Below are 15,164 nucleotides of genomic sequence, written 5' to 3' on the forward strand. Positions count from 1 at the left end.
CTCATGAACTGGATTTCGAACTACGTCCGGCCAACGATCAATTCGCTATTTTCGCGTCGGGAGGTTCCAGAGAACCTTTGGACCAAATGCGACGAGTGTGGGACCATGCTGTTCCACAGAGAGCTGTCGGACAATCTGAACGTATGCACGAGCTGTAATCACCACATGGCGATCACTGCGCGCGACCGCTTTAAGGCGATGTTTGACGGCGGGATATTCTCCGAAGTTGACGTGCCAGCGCCTGTCGCGGATCCGCTGCACTTCAAAGACCAGAAAAAATACCCTGACCGCATGAAAGCGGCGGTCAAGAAAACCGGCGAAAAAGAAGCAATGCTGGTTGTTGAGGGTGAAATCCTGCGCACGCCGATCGTGGCCGCTGGACAGGACTTTAGCTTCATGGGCGGGTCCATGAGCATGTATGTCGGCAACGCGATTATCGCAGCGGCAGAGCGTGCGATTGAAACTGGTCGCCCGTTGGTGCTGTTCTCCGCCGCGGGTGGCGCACGTATGCAGGAAGGCATTCTTGGCCTGATGCAGATGCCACGCACCACGATTGCGGTCGAGATGCTGAAAGAAGCAGGGCTGCCCTATATCGTCGTTCTGACACACCCGACCACAGGCGGGGTCACGGCCTCCTATGCGATGCTGGGCGATGTTCAGATCGCTGAGCCAAACGCGCTGATCGGCTTCGCAGGCGCGCGGGTGATTGAACAAACAATCCGTGAAAAGCTGCCTGAGGGTTTTCAGCGGGCTGAATACCTGCTGGATCACGGCATGTTGGATCGTGTCACGCACCGGAAGGATATGAAGGGCGAACTCGTCACGATTATCCGTATGCTGATGGGCATGCCCCCTGCCGTTCAGGGTGACCTACCCGCGCCGGAACCGGTGGCTGAGGCTGAGCCAGCGGAACCCGCCAAGTGAGCAACACCAGCGACGCCATCCTCGACCGGATGATGGCGCTTCACCCGAAGATTATCGACCTGACGTTGGATCGCGTCTGGCGCTTGCTGGCAACGCTGGATCATCCAGAGCAGAAACTGCCGCCCGTGATCCATATTGCAGGGACCAACGGCAAAGGCTCCACGCAGGCGATGATCCGTGCGGGGCTGGAAGGCGGCGGCAAATCTGTCCACGCCTATACCTCCCCCCATTTAGCCCGCTTTCACGAGCGTATCCGGCTAGCAGGGGAGCAGATTTCAGAGGCGCATCTGACGGAAGTTCTGGACGAATGCTATACGTCCAACGGACCCGACTCGATCACGTATTTTGAGATAACGACCGTTGCGGCTTTGCTTGCTTTCAGCCGTGTTAGAGCCGATTTCACGCTGCTTGAAGTCGGTCTGGGCGGGCGTCTTGACGCGACCAATGTGATTGCCAAGCCAGAGGTTACGGTGATCACACCGATCTCTATCGACCACGAAAGCTTCCTCGGTGACACGCTCGCAAAGATCGCGTTTGAGAAAGCGGGAATTATCAAGCGTGGCGTTCCTTGCGTCGTGGGGCCACAACCCGACGAGGCGATAGATGTGATCGAGGCGCAGGCGGCCAAGCTCGGTGCACCGCTGCTGGCCTACGGGCAGCATTGGCATGTCTGGGAAGAACGGGGTCGTCTCATCTTTCAAGATGAACGCGGCCTGATGGACTTGCCCTTGCCTGCGCTACTGGGCGCACATCAAATTCAAAATGCGGGTGCCGCGCTGGCTGTGCTACGGCATCTTGGCCTCAATGACGCCGCGTGCGAGGCTGCTATGACCGAGGCCGTTTGGCCTGCGCGGATGCAGCGGTTAGCGTTGGGGCCGTTGGTTGACGCTGCGGGCAATGCGGAGCTGTGGCTTGATGGTGGTCACAATCCAGCTGCAGGAAACGCATTGGCGGACGTGTTGAAGACGCTTCCACCTAAGCCCACGCATTTGATCTGCGGGATGCTCAACACCAAAGATGTCGTGGGATACATGACGCCGTTGGCCAATGTCGCGACAACCTTGCACGCAGTCGCGATACCGGGGGAGCAAGCGACGTTGTCGGCCGAGGAAACCGCGAAAGCCGCGCGCAAGGCCGGATTGCAGGCGACAGAAGCGGACACAGTTTTGGCGGCAATTCAAAGCATCACCGCGACCGATCCGACTGCGCGCATCCTGATTTGTGGGTCACTCTATTTGGCAGGCAACGTGTTGCGGGAAAACGCTTAATCGTCTCCGTGCTCTGTACCCCAATCCGCAGCCTGCATCTCGCGCAGACGCGAGGCGGTGCGCTCAAACTCGAAGACTCCTTCGCCCTCCAGATATAGCCGTTCAGGCTCTGCCGCAGCGGAGCAGATCAGACGGATATTTGCTTCATAAAGAGCATCTATCAGCGTGACGAAACGCTTTGCCTCGTTGAAATTATCCCGTGACAGGCAGGGGATGTTTTCAAGGATCAGCACGCGCACCTTCTCCGCGATGGCTAGGTAATCACCGGCTCCTAGGGGTTGGCCGCACAGGTCGAAAAAGCTTGCCCGCGCGATCCCGTTCCTGAATTCAGGAAGCAGGACGTCACGCCCTTTGACGCGAAGCGTAAGCGGCGCGGCCTCTCCGCCCGTGAGGCTGTGCCAAATGTCCGATATTTTCGCCTTAGCGACAGCGTTAGCAGGCGAGAAGTAAACCTGCTCCCCTTGCAGTCTATCTTGGCGGTAGTCGGTTTCCGACGCTAATTCGTGAACGGTTAGACGGTCCTTCAGCAGCTCTATAAATGGCACGAACAGATCGCGGTTAAGCCCGTTTCTGTACAAATCGTCGGGTACCCTGTTGGAGGTGGTGACAATCACGACGCCGCTGGCAAACAGGCTTTCAAACAACCGCCCGACGATCATTGCATCTGTGATGTCGGTGATTTGCATCTCGTCGAAGCACAAAAGCCTGACGCCTGCGGCGATGTCGTCAGCCACCGGTTTGATTGCATCATCGACGCCGGATTTTCGGGCTTCGTGCAACGCGCTATGCACTTCTTGCATGAACGCGTGAAAGTGGACGCGGCGCTTTCGCGGCTCTGGCGCGGTTTCAAAAAACAAATCCATCATCATGGATTTTCCGCGCCCGACACCACCCCATAGATAGAGGCCTTTCACAGGCTCGGCGTCGCTTCCGAAAAGCCCAAAAAGCTTCTTCTTGCTCGGGGGGGCAGTCATCTGCCGGGCCACCTCGTCAAAGAATGGCAGCGCTTCTATCTGCGCCGCATCGGCGTTGATCTCACCCGCTTCAACTTTGGCGGTGTAGGCGTCTGATAGAAGCATTCCGGTCCGTCTCATCAATATTGCTTACCTCGTGTCGCAATAATTCTGAATTGACGCAAACCGGAAATTCCATGACGGTCGCCTGATGGACCAGTCACGCACCCCGCTTTTCACGCCCGTTCTTATTGTTGGGTGCATCATTATGATGCTGGGGTTCTCCATTCGCGCCAGTTTCGGCGTCTTCCAGATCCCCATTGGGGAGGAGTTTGGCTGGCCGCGCGCGGAGTTCAGTCTCGCCATCGCCATTCAAAACCTCGCTTGGGGGATCGGGCAGCCTATTTTCGGGGCGATCGCGGAGAAGCTGGGCGACCGGAAGGCTATTGTACTGGGTGCGCTTCTTTATGCTGCGGGCTTGGTTTTGTCGTCCTTCGCAATCACGCCCGGGGCGCATCAGTTCTATGAGATATTGGTCGGGTTCGGTATCGCGGGCACGGGGTTCGGCGTGATCCTAGCGATGGTCGGGCGTGCGACGTCCGATGAAAATCGCTCAATGGCGCTGGGCATAGCCACCGCGGCGGGGTCCGCGGGGCAGGTTTTCGGCGCCCCTGCGGCGGAGTTACTGCTAGGGTACTTCCCCTGGCAGACTGTCTTTATCATCTTCGCGGCGGTGATGTTGCTGTCGTTGTTGGCGCTGCCGTTCATGCGGGCACCTGCCGCGACACGGACGGAGCTAGAGGAAAGCTTGGGCACCGTGCTGAAGCGTGCGTTCAAAGATCCGTCCTACACCATGATCTTCTTGGGCTTCTTTTCATGCGGCTATCAGTTGGCCTTTGTAACCGCGCATTTTCCTGCCTTCATCACGGAGGTGTGCGGCCCCATTTCTAGCGGCGGCATGCTCGCAGGCATGGGGATTACCACGACTTCGGCGCTGGGTGCATTATCAATCGCGTTGATCGGGGTGGCGAACATCGGGGGCACGATTTTGGCGGGCTATCTTGGTAAGAGGTATTCCAAAAAGTACCTGCTCGCCGCGATCTATACGGGCCGCACGATCGTCGCAGCGTGGTTTATCTTGGTGCCTATGACGCCGACAACGGTGATCATATTTAGCCTTGCTATGGGCAGCCTGTGGCTGGCCACGGTTCCGCTGACATCCGGTCTGGTCGCGCATATCTACGGGCTTCGCTACATGGGGACGCTTTACGGGATCGTGTTCTTTTCCCACCAGTTAGGGTCTTTTTTAGGGGTTTGGCTGGGTGGCAAGCTTTACGATATCACCGGCGATTACACGCTTGTTTGGTGGATTGGCGTAGGCGTCGGCGCGTTCAGCGCAATCGTGCATCTGCCCGTCCGCGAGAAACCGTGGTCGGCGCAGCCAGCATAGGCCGCACCAACCTGTTGTGCGGATAAAACTACGCTGGCTTCCACTGATCCAGAATGTAGCGGCATGTCATCAGATCGAGATGCGCGCCGCCGCCATTCTTACAAATGGTGATGTCGTCTGCCGCGCGTTGGAACTTGGACGGATCGTAGTAGTCCCCCAAGACATGGTCACGTTTGATTGCGCCGGAGGCGAGCGGGATTTTAAGCTCCCCAATGTGATCAAGGGTTGTCTCAAAGCTGTCCACGAACAGCTTGGCGCGTAGAAGGGCCACGTCATCCACTTCGCGCATGTCGGGGCGATAGGCGCCGATCAGGTCTAGGTGCTGACCGGGCTGTAGCCATTCGCCCTGAATGATTGGGTCTGTGGTCATGGTGGCGGTGCAGATGATCTGCGCCTGCTGAACCGCCTCGCGCAAATCAGCCACGCCCGTGGCGTTGTGGGATGCGGCGAATTTGGCTGCGTAATCCGTGTTCCTGCCCCAAACGATGTAGCGCGCGCCCGGAAAGGCGCTGCGGTACGCCTCTATCATGTTCGCCGCAACGGAGCCGGTGCCCACAACCAGAATTGTTTCTGGGTTGGGGTTTGCCAGCAGCTTGGCTGCATAGAGGCTGTCGCCGACTGTTTTCCACTTCGTCACAAGGTGGAAATCGACGAGCGCTTCCAGCTCTCCGGTTGCATCCGAAAACACCGAGACGGAGCCGTTTACGGCGGGCAGTCCCTTGGTCTTGTTCTCCGGAAAAATCGTAGCTGACTTCACAGCAACGCCCAACCCGTCGATCCAAGCGGAGCGCGACAGCAATGTGTCAGGTGTGCGGTAGAGAAAGGTATCGCCGATCTCTGCCTTTGGCAGTGTGTGGCCGTGCGCGAAAGCGTCCGTGAGGCCTTCCCACCTCAGGGCTGCTTCACCATCTTCAAATCCGATTATCTTGATACTCACGCCGTCGCCTCCTCAGCAGTTAATAGCCCATGTGACACCAGACACTCTGCCCAGCCCTGCGGGTTCTCAAACAAATGTGCGTTCCAGCCACGTGACCGCGCCATGTCAATATTATCCGCACGGTCGTCTGCGAACAGCAGTGTCTCGGGTGCGTGCCCGCAGTCGTCTTCCAGCATCTGGTATATTTTAGGGTCCGGCTTGATCACCTGCATATGGCCAGAGATGTAGCGCCGGTCGAATTCACCCAGATAGCTGTAAATGGTTTCTGCGTAGTCAAAGCTGCCGATCCCGAAGTTGGTAAGCGCGAAAACGGGCACCCCTTTCGCCCGAAGAGCACGGAGCAGTTTTACCGAGTGGTCTATCGTCGGCGATGCCATCTCGATCCAGTGATCGTGCCACATCCGTATCTCATCACGCCATTCTGGATAGGCTTCGGCAGTCTCGTAGATCGTTTCCTTGAACGGCTGCCCCATGTCGACCTTGTCGTTCATGCCGTGCAAATCCACCGCCGCGAACATGGCTTTGCGACGCTCCTCGCCGATGGCGCTGTCGTAGAAGCGTTCGGGGTTCCACTCGATCAGCACGTTGCCGATGTCAAAAATAACCGCTTTTATCATGCGTACAACGCCTCTGCGTGGAAGGTGATGTGATCTTCGATGAAGGTAGATACGAAGAAGTAAGAGTGGTCGTAGCCCGGCTGCATCCGGAACGTCAGCTCTTGCCGACGTTGTGCAGCAGCGCTCGCTAGGGTTTCGGGTTTAAGCAGATCAAGGAACTGGTCTTTCGTTCCCACGTCAATCAGGACAGGCCCATCAAATCCACGCTCCGCCATCAGAAGGCTGGCGTCATGGCTTGCCCATGCCGCTTCGTCAGACCCTAAATATGCGGTCAGTTGCTTTTTGCCCCAGTCGGATCCCGTCGGGTTACAGATGGGGGCGAAGGCGGATACGCTGGTAAAACGGCCAGCTTCCTTCATTGCCATGGTCAGCGCGCCGTGTCCGCCCATGGAATGTCCTGTGATCGCCTGACGCGCGCCATCAATCGGGAATTCCTTCAGCACAAGATCCGTTAAATCCTTGGTGACGTAGTCGTACATCTGAAAATGTGGCGCCCACGGTTTTTGGGTCGCGTTTACATAGAACCCCGCGCCCTGACCCAGATCGTATGCGTCGTCATCTGCGACGCCTTCGCCGCGTGGTGATGTATCGGGAAAAATCAGGGCGATGCCTTGTTCAGCGGCCCAGCCTTGGGCTGCGGCTTTCACCATTGCGTTTTCATGCGTGCACGTCAGGCCGGACAGGTACCACAAGACAGGCACGGGGCCGTCTTTCGCCTCCGCGGGAAGGAACAGGCCGAACGTCATATCGCAGTCGCAGCTGTCGGACCGGTGCGAATAAACCCCCTGAACCCCACCAAAGCAGGCGTTTTCCGAAATCGTTTTCATGGTGTCTCCTTAACTTACCCAACCGATGATTAATGAAACGGTAAGGATGCTGACGGCGGTTGAAATCAAAATACTGGCGGATACCCGTGTCGGGGCAACCCCGTAATGTTGGGCTATCATGTAAACGTTGCCCGCGACTGGCAAAGCGGCGGCGGCGACCATCACGGATGCCGCGTAAGGATCCACCGAGAAAAGCCAAAGGGCGGAAACGGCAACGAAGGCGGGGTGCAGCGCCAGCTTGCAAAACGACAGCCAAGACGCCACTTCCATCCGCTCCGCAGATTTGGAGGCGAGCGATGCGCCGATCGCGAACAAGGCTCCGGGCGTTGCTGCGCCCCCCAGAATGAATAAGAATTCGTTGAGAGGATCAGGAATGGGCATGGCGGAAGCTGACCAAGCAAAGCCAAGAACTGAGGATACGATCATCGGGTTCTTCACCAACCCAAGGCCCACAGTTTGCAAGACGCTGAAAGACATGCGACCCTCGCGCGAACCTGTGATCAAGATCACGACGAGGCTACCAAAGAAGATCAGGTCGACGGCTAAAGACAACATCACAGGCCCGATGGCCTTTTCACCCATTAACAGGACCAGCATCGGCACACCCAGAAAGCCGACGTTGCCGATGACGCCGCACTGCGCCTCGATGGCGGCTTCCTCTATGGGGCGTTTTCGGATCAACGCAACGACGGTGACCACAACATAGAGGAGCGCGGTCGCCCAGAAGTATGCGCCGATATAGGACCAATCCAGTATCTCCGCCAACTCTAGGTTGGCCGAAAATCGGAACAGCATGGCAGATAGCGCGAAGTAGAAGACGAACTTTGTCAGATAGCCTGTGGCCTCGGGCGTGAAAAACTTCACGCGACCGGCCCAGTACCCTACGCCGATAACAGCGAAAAACGGCAGTGTTTTTAAGAATATTTCCAACATTGTACCCCCCGATAGCATGGTCTCGGGGGGCGCAAAAGCCGCTTAGCCGCTGCCGATCAAAACACCCGCCGCCAGCACAAGTGCGCCGCCCAGAACGACTTGCATCGCAGCCCTGAAAAATGGCGTCTCCATAAAGCGGTTTTGAATCCACGCGATGGCCCACAGCTCAATAAACACAACGATCACGGCGATGGTTGTCGCGGTCCAGAAGTCAGTGATCAGATATGGCAAGGCATGACCGAGTCCGCCGATGGTGGTCATGATGCCAGAGGCAAAGCCGCGCTTCCATGGGGAGCCACGGCCCGACAATTGACCGTCATCCGACGCTGCTTCTGTGAACCCCATGGAGATACCGGCCCCCACAGACGCCGCCAATCCAACTAGGAAGGTGTCCCACGTGTTTCCCGTCGCAAACGCGGCCGCAAAAATCGGTGCCAAGGTTGAAACCGACCCGTCCATCAGGCCGGCCAGCCCAGGCTGTACCCACGTCAGGACAAACTGGCGGTGCGCTTCCTTGTCTTCGGTCTCCAACGTCTGGCCGTCAATTTTTGCGGCCAGGTCGGTTGCTTGCTGCTCATGACCTGCTTCTGCGGCAGCGAGATCGCCCAACAGCTTGCGGGTGTCGGCGTCTTGGGTGCGCGTCGCGGCCAACTCGTAGAACCGCTGCGCATCGCGCTCCATCTGTGCCGCCTGCTCGCGGATTTTTTCCAAGCCCAGGTTTTCGACTAACCAGATAGGCGCACGCGCATAGAAGCCTGCCACGTGTTCGCGCCGCAAAAGCGGGATGACCTCGCCGAACCGCTTCTTGTGTAGGTCAATCAGCATCTTACGGTGGGTGTCTTCTTCTGCGGCCATGACGTCAAAAATCTCGGCAGTCGCCGCGAAGTCGTCGCGCAGGCGTTCCGCATAGCCACGATAAATGCGCGCGTCATCCTCCTCTGAGGATATGGCGAGGGCGAGAACTTCTTGTTCGGACAGGTCGGTGAAGCGACGGCGGAAGCTGATGGACGGAAGCATGTGAACTCCAAGTTTAGAATTATTCTAAGGTACACGGGTTGGGGTAAGTTTCAAGCCCTTCGAAAACTAAACTGATTAGTTCATAAGTGACTTGAATATCTAAACGACTCGGTTTAGATGGAAAATATGAACCGAACGGTTTACTTTTTAAGGATCGAAACCATGACTATTCTCAAGCCTGCCATCATCGCCGCTATAATCGCCTTTGCTAGCCCTGCGCTGGCAGGTGGCGGCCCGTCGTTTGTCTACTTTCCCACCCTGACCTACCCAGAGCACGGCGCGACCGTCAGCAAGGACGCGCAGGCGCGTCATGTGAACACCGGAAATGTATGCGCGCAGCCTGTGCACAGCGCTGATGCGCGCCCAAATGCCTGCGGAACCTTGGCCGGACACGATCTGGCAAGCCGCAAGCCTGATCGCGACCGGTAGCTCCCCCCTACTTTGGTTGCTGATCGGGGCGGGCTGCGAAGTCCGCCCTTAACCCTGCGGCAGTTGTTGCCGAAACTAAACTGGATGGTCTATATAAGCAGAAAGTGGCGGGAGACACTGACTTGGACGGAAGCACACCTGAAATAAAGCGCGGTCGAAAATATGACCAAGTGATCGCGGGCGCACGCGACGTTTTTCTAGCTCAAGGCTTTGAAGGCGCAAGTGTTGACCTGATCGCGAAAGAGGCGAATGTTTCCAAGGCGACGCTCTATAGCTACTTTCCAGACAAGCGAATTCTATTCATTGAGGTGGCAAAGCAGGAATGCGCGTCGCAAGCGGAGCGAGCGTTGCAAGTCGATGCGCCCGATGTGCCTGTTCGGGAAATGCTGACGACGACGGCGCACAAAATGATGGAGTTGCTGACTTCCAACTTCGCCCAACGTATTTTCCGTATCTGCGTCGCGGAATCTGACCGCTTTCCAGAGTTGGGTCGAGAGTTTTACTTGTCCGGCCCCAAGTTGTTGGAAGACCGCCTTAGCGCCTACTTTGAACATGCCTGCGCGCGCGGCGAGCTGAAAATCGACGATATCGAGCTTGCAGCGATGCAGTTTCAAGAGCTGGTAAAGTCAGAGATTTTTGTGAAGATGGTTTTCAACATCATCGAAAAGCCTACGAAGGCCCAAGTTGACCGGATCATTGACGGCGCTGTCGAGATGTTTCTGGCCCGTTACGGCGTTTAACGCGGACGGTTGAGGGCGACCAGAAGCCGCCCTCATAACCCTTGATCTAGTAGAGCACGACCGAGCGGATAGACTCGCCCGAATGCATCAGATCGAACCCTTTATTGATGTCTTCAAGGCCCATGGTGTGGGTGATCATCGGGTCGATCTCGATTTTTCCTTCCATGTACCAATCCACAATTTTTGGCACATCCGTGCGCCCGCGCGCGCCACCAAACGCAGTCCCGCGCCAGCTGCGGCCCGTCACCAACTGGAACGGGCGGGTGCTGATTTCTGCACCAGCAGGCGCAACCCCGATGATGATGGATTCGCCCCAGCCTTTGTGCGCGGCTTCAAGCGCGGTACGCATAACGCTGACGTTGCCAGTCGCGTCGAAGGTGTAATCCGCGCCGCCTTTCGTAAGGGCCACGAGGTAGGCCACCAGATCGCCGTCCACCTCCGACGGGTTCACGAAGTCAGTCATGCCAAACCGCGTGGCCATTTCTACTTTGGATGGGTTCAGATCAACGCCGACGATTTGGTCAGCCCCTGCAAGGCGCAGCCCTTGGATGACGTTAAGGCCAATGCCGCCCAATCCGAACACGATTGCGCGGGAGCCGATTTCCACTTTTGCTGTGTTGATGACCGCGCCGATCCCGGTTGTGACGCCGCAGCCGATGTAGCAGATCTTGTCGAACGGCGCGTCCTCGCGGACCTTCGCCAGCGCAATTTCGGGCACCACGGAGTGGTTCGCGAAGGTGGAGCACCCCATGTAATGCAGAATCGGGTCGCCATCGAGCGTGCTAAACCGCGACGTGCCGTCAGGCATTAGCCCCTGCCCCTGCGTGGTGCGGATGGACTGGCACAAGTTGGTTTTCGGGTTCAGACAGTATTCACACTCACGGCATTCCGGCGTGTAGAGCGGGATGACGTGATCCCCCTTCTTCAGTGTAGTGACGCCGGGGCCCACGTCGACAACAACACCCGCACCTTCATGGCCAAGAATTGCAGGGAACAGCCCCTCAGGGTCAGCACCAGATTTGGTGAATTCGTCCGTGTGGCAAATGCCCGTGGCCTTCATTTCAACCAGAACCTCGCCCTCACGTGGGCCGTCTAGGTTCACATCCATAATTTCCAGCGGTTTTCCGGCTTGGACGGCGACAGCAGCTCTCGTACGCATATGGGGAGATCCTTCAATGATGAGTTCGGGGCAATCTCGCGCATAGTTCCGCCGAAATCAATTGGCTAAGGTTTGCCCTGCAAGCGCTGAGGCACTAAACCGCTGGAATGCGATTCCTTATCCCCCTCCTCGTGTTGCTGGCTGCGTGCGGCGACGAATTTACTGATCCGGCCGAGTTTGACGGCGAGCCGCGTTGTGGCGCTGAGAACTACTATGAGCTGCTGGGAAAGCGGGCATCTGTGCTCGACACCATTGATCTGCCAAGCACCGCCCGTGTGCTGCGTCCGGACGATGTGATCACAATGGATTTCAGTCCTGACCGGCTCACAATCGACATCGACCGTTCCGAGCTGATCACAAGCGTGACCTGCCGTTAACCCAGCGCGTGACAAGCCTTTGACCACGTCCTCAATCGCGATAGAACAACGATATGGCAAAGGCAGCAAAGAAACCGCGTAAGCGGACGAAACCGGCACCGAAGGCGCAGCCCAAAAGGTCGATTTTCTGGTGGATCGGTGTTGCGCCGATATTGGCGGTGCGCTGGGGCTGGCGACTGCTGATGGTCGCGCTGCTGTTTACTGTCCTGATCGTGGCGCTCTATGCCTTCGTGAATCCGCCGACCACGATCTACATTTTCTCGGAGACGTGGCGGCTGGATGAAACCCGCCGCGAATGGCGTGATATCGAAAGCATTTCGCCGCATATGGCCAACGCCATCGTCGCCGCTGAGGATGCCAATTTCTGCAATCACTGGGGCTTCGACATGGCCGCGATCCGTGATGCGCTGGAGGACGGTGGCGGTCGGGGGGCCTCCACAATATCGCAGCAAACCGTCAAGAACGTGTTCTTGTGGCATGGCCGGAACTGGACCCGAAAGGCGCTAGAGGCCGCGATCACCCCGATTGTCGAGGCGATTTGGAGCAAAAAGCGTGTGCTTGAGGTTTACATGAACGTCGCGGAATTTGACGAAGGGGTGTTCGGTGTGGGCGCTGCGGCACCTTGGTATTTCGGTGTGGACGCGAAGGATCTGACCATGCGCCAAGCCTCCCTGCTCGCTGCGATACTCCCGAACCCGAAGCAACGTTCAGCGAAAAATCCGACGGCTTATATCCAAAAACGTGCGCGATCTATTGCCGCTGGCGCGGCTACGATCCGTGCCGACGGGCGCAACGCCTGTTTCGAAGGTTGATAAATTCGTGCAAGGTTGCCATGACATTCAAACTGTTCTCTCCCAATGGATAATGCGATGAACCGCCTCTATCACGCCCCCCTTTCCCCTTTCTGTCGCAAGGTGCGCCTCGTCCTGGCCGAAAAAAAGGTCGAGGTTGAACTGGTTGAAGAACGCTACTGGGAACAGAATACCGACTTCATGCAGCGCAATCCTGCTGGCAAGGTGCCGATCCTGAAGATTGACAGCCAAACGTTGAGCGAGAGCCAAGCGATCTGCGAGTATCTGGAAGAAGTGATTCCAGAGCCCGCCTTGCTGCCCAAGAAACCCGAGGACCGCGCAGAGGTTCGGCGGCTGATTTTCTGGTTTGACGACAAGTTTCACCAAGAAGTGACGTCGAAGCTTCTGTATGAGCGCGTGAACAAAAAGATTATGGGTCAGGGGTATCCTGAAAGCCGCAATGTTAAGTTGGGCGCGCAGAAGATCAAATATCACATCGACTATATGGGCTGGTTGCTGGACCAGCGCCGCTGGCTTGGCGGTGATCAGTTGAGTCTCGCGGACTTTACCGCGGCTGCGCATTTCTCTTGTTTAGACTATATTCGTGACGTTGATTGGAACCGCAACGCGAACGTTAAAGACTGGTACGCCAAAATTAAATCGCGGCCAGCGTTCCGGTCCATTCTTGCGGATCAGGTTCCGGGTTTCATCCAGCCGCCGCATTACGCGGACCTCGATTTTTGAGCTTAAAAGACAAGCTCCAAGCGCAGGCGCTTGCGGAAGGCTTTGCGAAAATGGGTGTTTGTCGGCCCGATGCGATACCGCAGGCACCGGAGCGCCTGAAGGCATATGTGGATGATGGGCGCCACGGCCAGATGGGGTGGATGGCGGAGCGTATGACGTGGCGCGCCAACCCTGCCGCACTGTGGCCCGAAGCGCGATCGGTGATCATGCTTGCTGAGGTCTACACCCCCGATCAGGACCCGCTGGAGATACTCACGCATCGCGATAGCGCTGCGATCTCGGTCTACGCGCAGAACAAAGACTACCATGATCTAGTCAAAAAGCGTCTCAAGCGCGTTGGTCGCTGGCTGATTGAGCAAGCGGAGGATGTGGAGATAAAGGTGTTCGTAGACACCGCTCCGGTTATGGAAAAACCTCTCGCTGCCGCCGCAGGACTGGGTTGGCAGGGCAAGCATACGAACCTTCTGTCGCGTGATCTGGGGAATTGGTTTTTCCTTGGCGCGATTTTCACAACTCTAGAATTAGACCCTGATATCGCCCAAACTGACAATTGCGGTAGCTGCACAGCTTGCTTGGATATTTGCCCGACGAGTGCCTTCCCTGCCCCGTTCCAACTGGATGCCCGCCGGTGCATTTCCTATCTGACGATCGAGCATAAGGGGCCTGTTGCCGAAGACTTGCGCGAACGGATGGGCAACCACATCTACGGCTGCGATGATTGCCTTGCCGTGTGCCCGTGGAACAAGTTTGCGCAGGACGCGACAGAAATGCGCTATGCGGCACGGGATGAATTGCGCGCCCCGAAGTTAGCCGACCTCGCGGGGCTAGACGACGCTGAATTCCGGCTGAAGTTTTCAGGTTCTCCCATCAAGCGTATCGGGCGTGATCGTTTTATACGAAACGTGCTTTACGCGATCGGGAACTCCGGCAACCCTGCCCTTGTCGCGCATGCGCAGCAGCATCTTAATGATCCGGACGTCGCCGTCGCCGACGCCGCCCGCTGGGCCGTAGAAAGGTTATCCTAATGCCGCATCTGTTAAGTTTCGGGCACGGTTATTCTGCCCGCGCCTTATCGCCGTTGCTTCTGCAAAAAGGCTGGACGGTCACTGGCACCACTAGGTCCGCTGACAAAGCACAGGCGCTACAAGCAGAAGGCGTGCAATCTGTCGTCTGGCCGGGGTTTGATATGGGCGAACACCTGTCAAAGGCCACGCACGTGCTGATTTCGGCGGGCCCTAATGACGATGGCGACCCAGTACTGCACGCATTGCGCGATGAAATTGCAAAGGTTGCGGGGCAACTTGAATGGGTCGGTTACCTGTCCACCACTGGTGTTTACGGCGACCATAATGGCGGCTGGGTCGACGAGACGACGCCGCTATCGCCCTCCACAAAACGCGGTCAGCTTAGGGTGGAGGCAGAGGCGGGATGGCACGAATTGGCGGCGGAGACTGGCCTGCCGCTTCACATCTTCCGGCTTGCAGGAATATACGGTCCCGGTCGTGGCCCTTTCTCGAAGGTGAGAAAGGGAACTGCGCGTCGGATTATCAAAGAGAATCAGGTTTTTAGTCGCATTCACGTCGACGATATTGCGCAAGTTTTGGAGGCGTCAATTCGCCAACCAAACGCGGGCGCGGTCTACAATCTTTGCGATGACGACGCCGCGCCACCGCAAGATGTGATCGGTTACGCGGCAAAGCTGTTGGGCCTGCCATTGCCGGAGGCCGTACCGTTCGAGAGTGCGGGGATGTCACCTATGGCACGAAGCTTTTACGCGGAATCGAAACGGGTCAGAAACGACCTGATCAAAACAGAACTCGGCGTCCGCTTGCTCTACCCCGATTACCGCAGCGGGCTAAATGCGCTGCTTGAGGCTGATAACACATCGGTGTGACGACCAACTTAATGGATTTCGGCACGTAGTTTTTGCGCTATAACCGGAAAAAAACGGGATGGTAACTTTGATGCGTTTGGTAGTTTTGCGGGGCCTGTTGCTGG

Annotated in this window: 17 protein-coding genes; 10 read left to right on the forward strand and 7 right to left on the reverse strand. The window is 57.1% G+C overall.

Features of this window, described 5'->3' with window-relative positions; genetic code table 11:
- Window positions 1-3: 3 nt before the first annotated feature.
- Both accD and BLW66_RS08125 read left to right on the forward strand, forming a co-directional pair.
- Window positions 4-924 (forward strand): acetyl-CoA carboxylase, carboxyltransferase subunit beta, encoded by a 921-nt coding sequence (accD, locus tag BLW66_RS08120; protein ID WP_089946619.1) that lies wholly within the window; start codon window positions 4-6, stop codon window positions 922-924.
- On the forward strand, window positions 921-2,192 hold the full coding sequence (locus BLW66_RS08125) for a bifunctional folylpolyglutamate synthase/dihydrofolate synthase (protein ID WP_089946620.1): 1,272 nt from the start codon (window positions 921-923) through the stop codon (window positions 2,190-2,192). Before accD ends, BLW66_RS08125 begins: the two co-directional genes overlap by 4 nt.
- Here BLW66_RS08125 and zapE read toward each other — a convergent pair.
- Complete coding sequence (gene zapE / locus BLW66_RS08130; protein ID WP_089946621.1) at window positions 2,189-3,271, reverse strand: cell division protein ZapE; 1,083 nt, start codon at window positions 3,269-3,271, stop codon at window positions 2,189-2,191. The genes BLW66_RS08125 and zapE overlap by 4 nt on opposite strands.
- 85 nt (window positions 3,272-3,356) lie before the next feature.
- On the opposite strand from zapE, the gene BLW66_RS08135 reads away from it, so the two are divergent.
- Window positions 3,357-4,595: an MFS transporter gene (locus tag BLW66_RS08135; RefSeq protein WP_089946622.1), complete on the forward strand. Its 1,239-nt coding sequence runs from the start codon at window positions 3,357-3,359 to the stop codon at window positions 4,593-4,595.
- 28 nt (window positions 4,596-4,623) lie between these two features.
- Here the strand turns inward: BLW66_RS08135 and BLW66_RS08140 are convergent, their stop codons facing one another.
- The 5 genes from BLW66_RS08140 to mbfA are packed head-to-tail and all read right to left on the reverse strand — an operon-like array spanning window position 4,624 to window position 8,926.
- Entirely contained in the window at window positions 4,624-5,532 is a 909-nt protein-coding gene (locus BLW66_RS08140) for an ornithine cyclodeaminase family protein (RefSeq protein WP_089946623.1), read from the reverse strand.
- Window positions 5,529-6,149 carry an HAD family hydrolase gene (locus tag BLW66_RS08145; RefSeq protein ID WP_089946624.1) on the reverse strand — a complete coding sequence of 207 codons (621 nt, stop codon included), beginning with the start codon at window positions 6,147-6,149 and terminating at the stop codon, window positions 5,529-5,531. The genes BLW66_RS08140 and BLW66_RS08145 overlap by 4 nt, the downstream gene beginning before the upstream one ends.
- A complete protein-coding gene (fghA, locus tag BLW66_RS08150; protein ID WP_089946625.1) occupies window positions 6,146-6,976 on the reverse strand; it encodes an S-formylglutathione hydrolase in 831 nt (276 codons plus the stop codon). The genes BLW66_RS08145 and fghA overlap by 4 nt, the downstream gene beginning before the upstream one ends.
- Window positions 6,977-6,985: 9 nt before the next feature.
- Window positions 6,986-7,909: an AEC family transporter gene (locus BLW66_RS08155; RefSeq protein WP_089946626.1), complete on the reverse strand. Its 924-nt coding sequence runs from the start codon at window positions 7,907-7,909 to the stop codon at window positions 6,986-6,988.
- 42 nt (window positions 7,910-7,951) lie between these two features.
- A complete protein-coding gene (gene mbfA, locus BLW66_RS08160; RefSeq protein WP_089946627.1) occupies window positions 7,952-8,926 on the reverse strand; it encodes an iron exporter MbfA in 975 nt (324 codons plus the stop codon).
- Window positions 8,927-9,088: 162 nt separating this feature from the next.
- Between mbfA and BLW66_RS08165 the strand changes: the two genes are divergently transcribed.
- Both BLW66_RS08165 and BLW66_RS08170 read left to right on the forward strand, forming a co-directional pair.
- Window positions 9,089-9,355, forward strand: coding sequence for a hypothetical protein (locus BLW66_RS08165; RefSeq protein WP_089946628.1), 267 nt, complete (start codon window positions 9,089-9,091; stop codon window positions 9,353-9,355).
- A gap of 122 nt (window positions 9,356-9,477) precedes the next feature.
- Window positions 9,478-10,095 (forward strand): TetR/AcrR family transcriptional regulator, encoded by a 618-nt coding sequence (locus BLW66_RS08170; RefSeq protein WP_089946629.1) that lies wholly within the window; start codon window positions 9,478-9,480, stop codon window positions 10,093-10,095.
- A 46-nt stretch (window positions 10,096-10,141) separates the two neighbouring features.
- Here the strand turns inward: BLW66_RS08170 and BLW66_RS08175 are convergent, their stop codons facing one another.
- Window positions 10,142-11,254: an S-(hydroxymethyl)glutathione dehydrogenase/class III alcohol dehydrogenase gene (locus BLW66_RS08175; protein WP_089946630.1), complete on the reverse strand. Its 1,113-nt coding sequence runs from the start codon at window positions 11,252-11,254 to the stop codon at window positions 10,142-10,144.
- A gap of 107 nt (window positions 11,255-11,361) precedes the next feature.
- On the opposite strand from BLW66_RS08175, the gene BLW66_RS08180 reads away from it, so the two are divergent.
- Genes BLW66_RS08180 through BLW66_RS08200 form a run of 5 tightly spaced genes read left to right on the forward strand, consistent with a single transcriptional unit; the run spans window position 11,362 to window position 15,060 of the window.
- Window positions 11,362-11,631 (forward strand): I78 family peptidase inhibitor, encoded by a 270-nt coding sequence (locus BLW66_RS08180; protein WP_089946631.1) that lies wholly within the window; start codon window positions 11,362-11,364, stop codon window positions 11,629-11,631.
- A 53-nt stretch (window positions 11,632-11,684) separates the two neighbouring features.
- The gene (mtgA, locus tag BLW66_RS08185; RefSeq protein ID WP_089946632.1) at window positions 11,685-12,443 is read left to right on the forward strand and encodes a monofunctional biosynthetic peptidoglycan transglycosylase; all 759 of its coding nucleotides are present in this window, start codon (window positions 11,685-11,687) and stop codon (window positions 12,441-12,443) included.
- A gap of 57 nt (window positions 12,444-12,500) precedes the next feature.
- Window positions 12,501-13,166 (forward strand): FtsZ-binding protein FzlA, encoded by a 666-nt coding sequence (fzlA, locus tag BLW66_RS08190; protein WP_089946633.1) that lies wholly within the window; start codon window positions 12,501-12,503, stop codon window positions 13,164-13,166.
- A 50-nt stretch (window positions 13,167-13,216) separates the two neighbouring features.
- Complete coding sequence (gene queG, locus BLW66_RS08195; protein WP_244508599.1) at window positions 13,217-14,191, forward strand: tRNA epoxyqueuosine(34) reductase QueG; 975 nt, start codon at window positions 13,217-13,219, stop codon at window positions 14,189-14,191.
- A complete protein-coding gene (locus tag BLW66_RS08200) occupies window positions 14,191-15,060 on the forward strand; it encodes an SDR family oxidoreductase (RefSeq protein ID WP_089946635.1) in 870 nt (289 codons plus the stop codon). The genes queG and BLW66_RS08200 overlap by 1 nt, the downstream gene beginning before the upstream one ends.
- Window positions 15,061-15,164 lie beyond the last annotated feature (104 nt).

This window comes from Litoreibacter albidus (genome assembly GCF_900107015.1).
Classification (GTDB): domain Bacteria; phylum Pseudomonadota; class Alphaproteobacteria; order Rhodobacterales; family Rhodobacteraceae; genus Litoreibacter; species Litoreibacter albidus.

Bases quoted from the DNA above. Each gene is read 5' to 3' on its own strand.
- accD (WP_089946619.1), top strand. From the start codon at position 4: ATGAACTGGATTTCGAACTACGTCCGGCCAACGATCAATTCGCTATTT.
- zapE (WP_089946621.1), bottom strand. From the start codon at position 3,271: ATGCTTCTATCAGACGCCTACACCGCCAAAGTTGAAGCGGGTGAGATC.
- BLW66_RS08135 (WP_089946622.1), top strand. From the start codon at position 3,357: ATGGACCAGTCACGCACCCCGCTTTTCACGCCCGTTCTTATTGTTGGG.
- BLW66_RS08145 (WP_089946624.1), bottom strand. From the start codon at position 6,149: ATGATAAAAGCGGTTATTTTTGACATCGGCAACGTGCTGATCGAGTGG.
- fghA (WP_089946625.1), bottom strand. From the start codon at position 6,976: ATGAAAACGATTTCGGAAAACGCCTGCTTTGGTGGGGTTCAGGGGGTT.
- BLW66_RS08155 (WP_089946626.1), bottom strand. From the start codon at position 7,909: ATGTTGGAAATATTCTTAAAAACACTGCCGTTTTTCGCTGTTATCGGC.
- mbfA (WP_089946627.1), bottom strand. From the start codon at position 8,926: ATGCTTCCGTCCATCAGCTTCCGCCGTCGCTTCACCGACCTGTCCGAA.
- BLW66_RS08165 (WP_089946628.1), top strand. From the start codon at position 9,089: ATGACTATTCTCAAGCCTGCCATCATCGCCGCTATAATCGCCTTTGCT.
- BLW66_RS08175 (WP_089946630.1), bottom strand. From the start codon at position 11,254: ATGCGTACGAGAGCTGCTGTCGCCGTCCAAGCCGGAAAACCGCTGGAA.
- BLW66_RS08180 (WP_089946631.1), top strand. From the start codon at position 11,362: ATGCGATTCCTTATCCCCCTCCTCGTGTTGCTGGCTGCGTGCGGCGAC.
- mtgA (WP_089946632.1), top strand. From the start codon at position 11,685: ATGGCAAAGGCAGCAAAGAAACCGCGTAAGCGGACGAAACCGGCACCG.
- fzlA (WP_089946633.1), top strand. From the start codon at position 12,501: ATGAACCGCCTCTATCACGCCCCCCTTTCCCCTTTCTGTCGCAAGGTG.
- queG (WP_244508599.1), top strand. From the start codon at position 13,217: ATGGGTGTTTGTCGGCCCGATGCGATACCGCAGGCACCGGAGCGCCTG.
- BLW66_RS08200 (WP_089946635.1), top strand. From the start codon at position 14,191: ATGCCGCATCTGTTAAGTTTCGGGCACGGTTATTCTGCCCGCGCCTTA.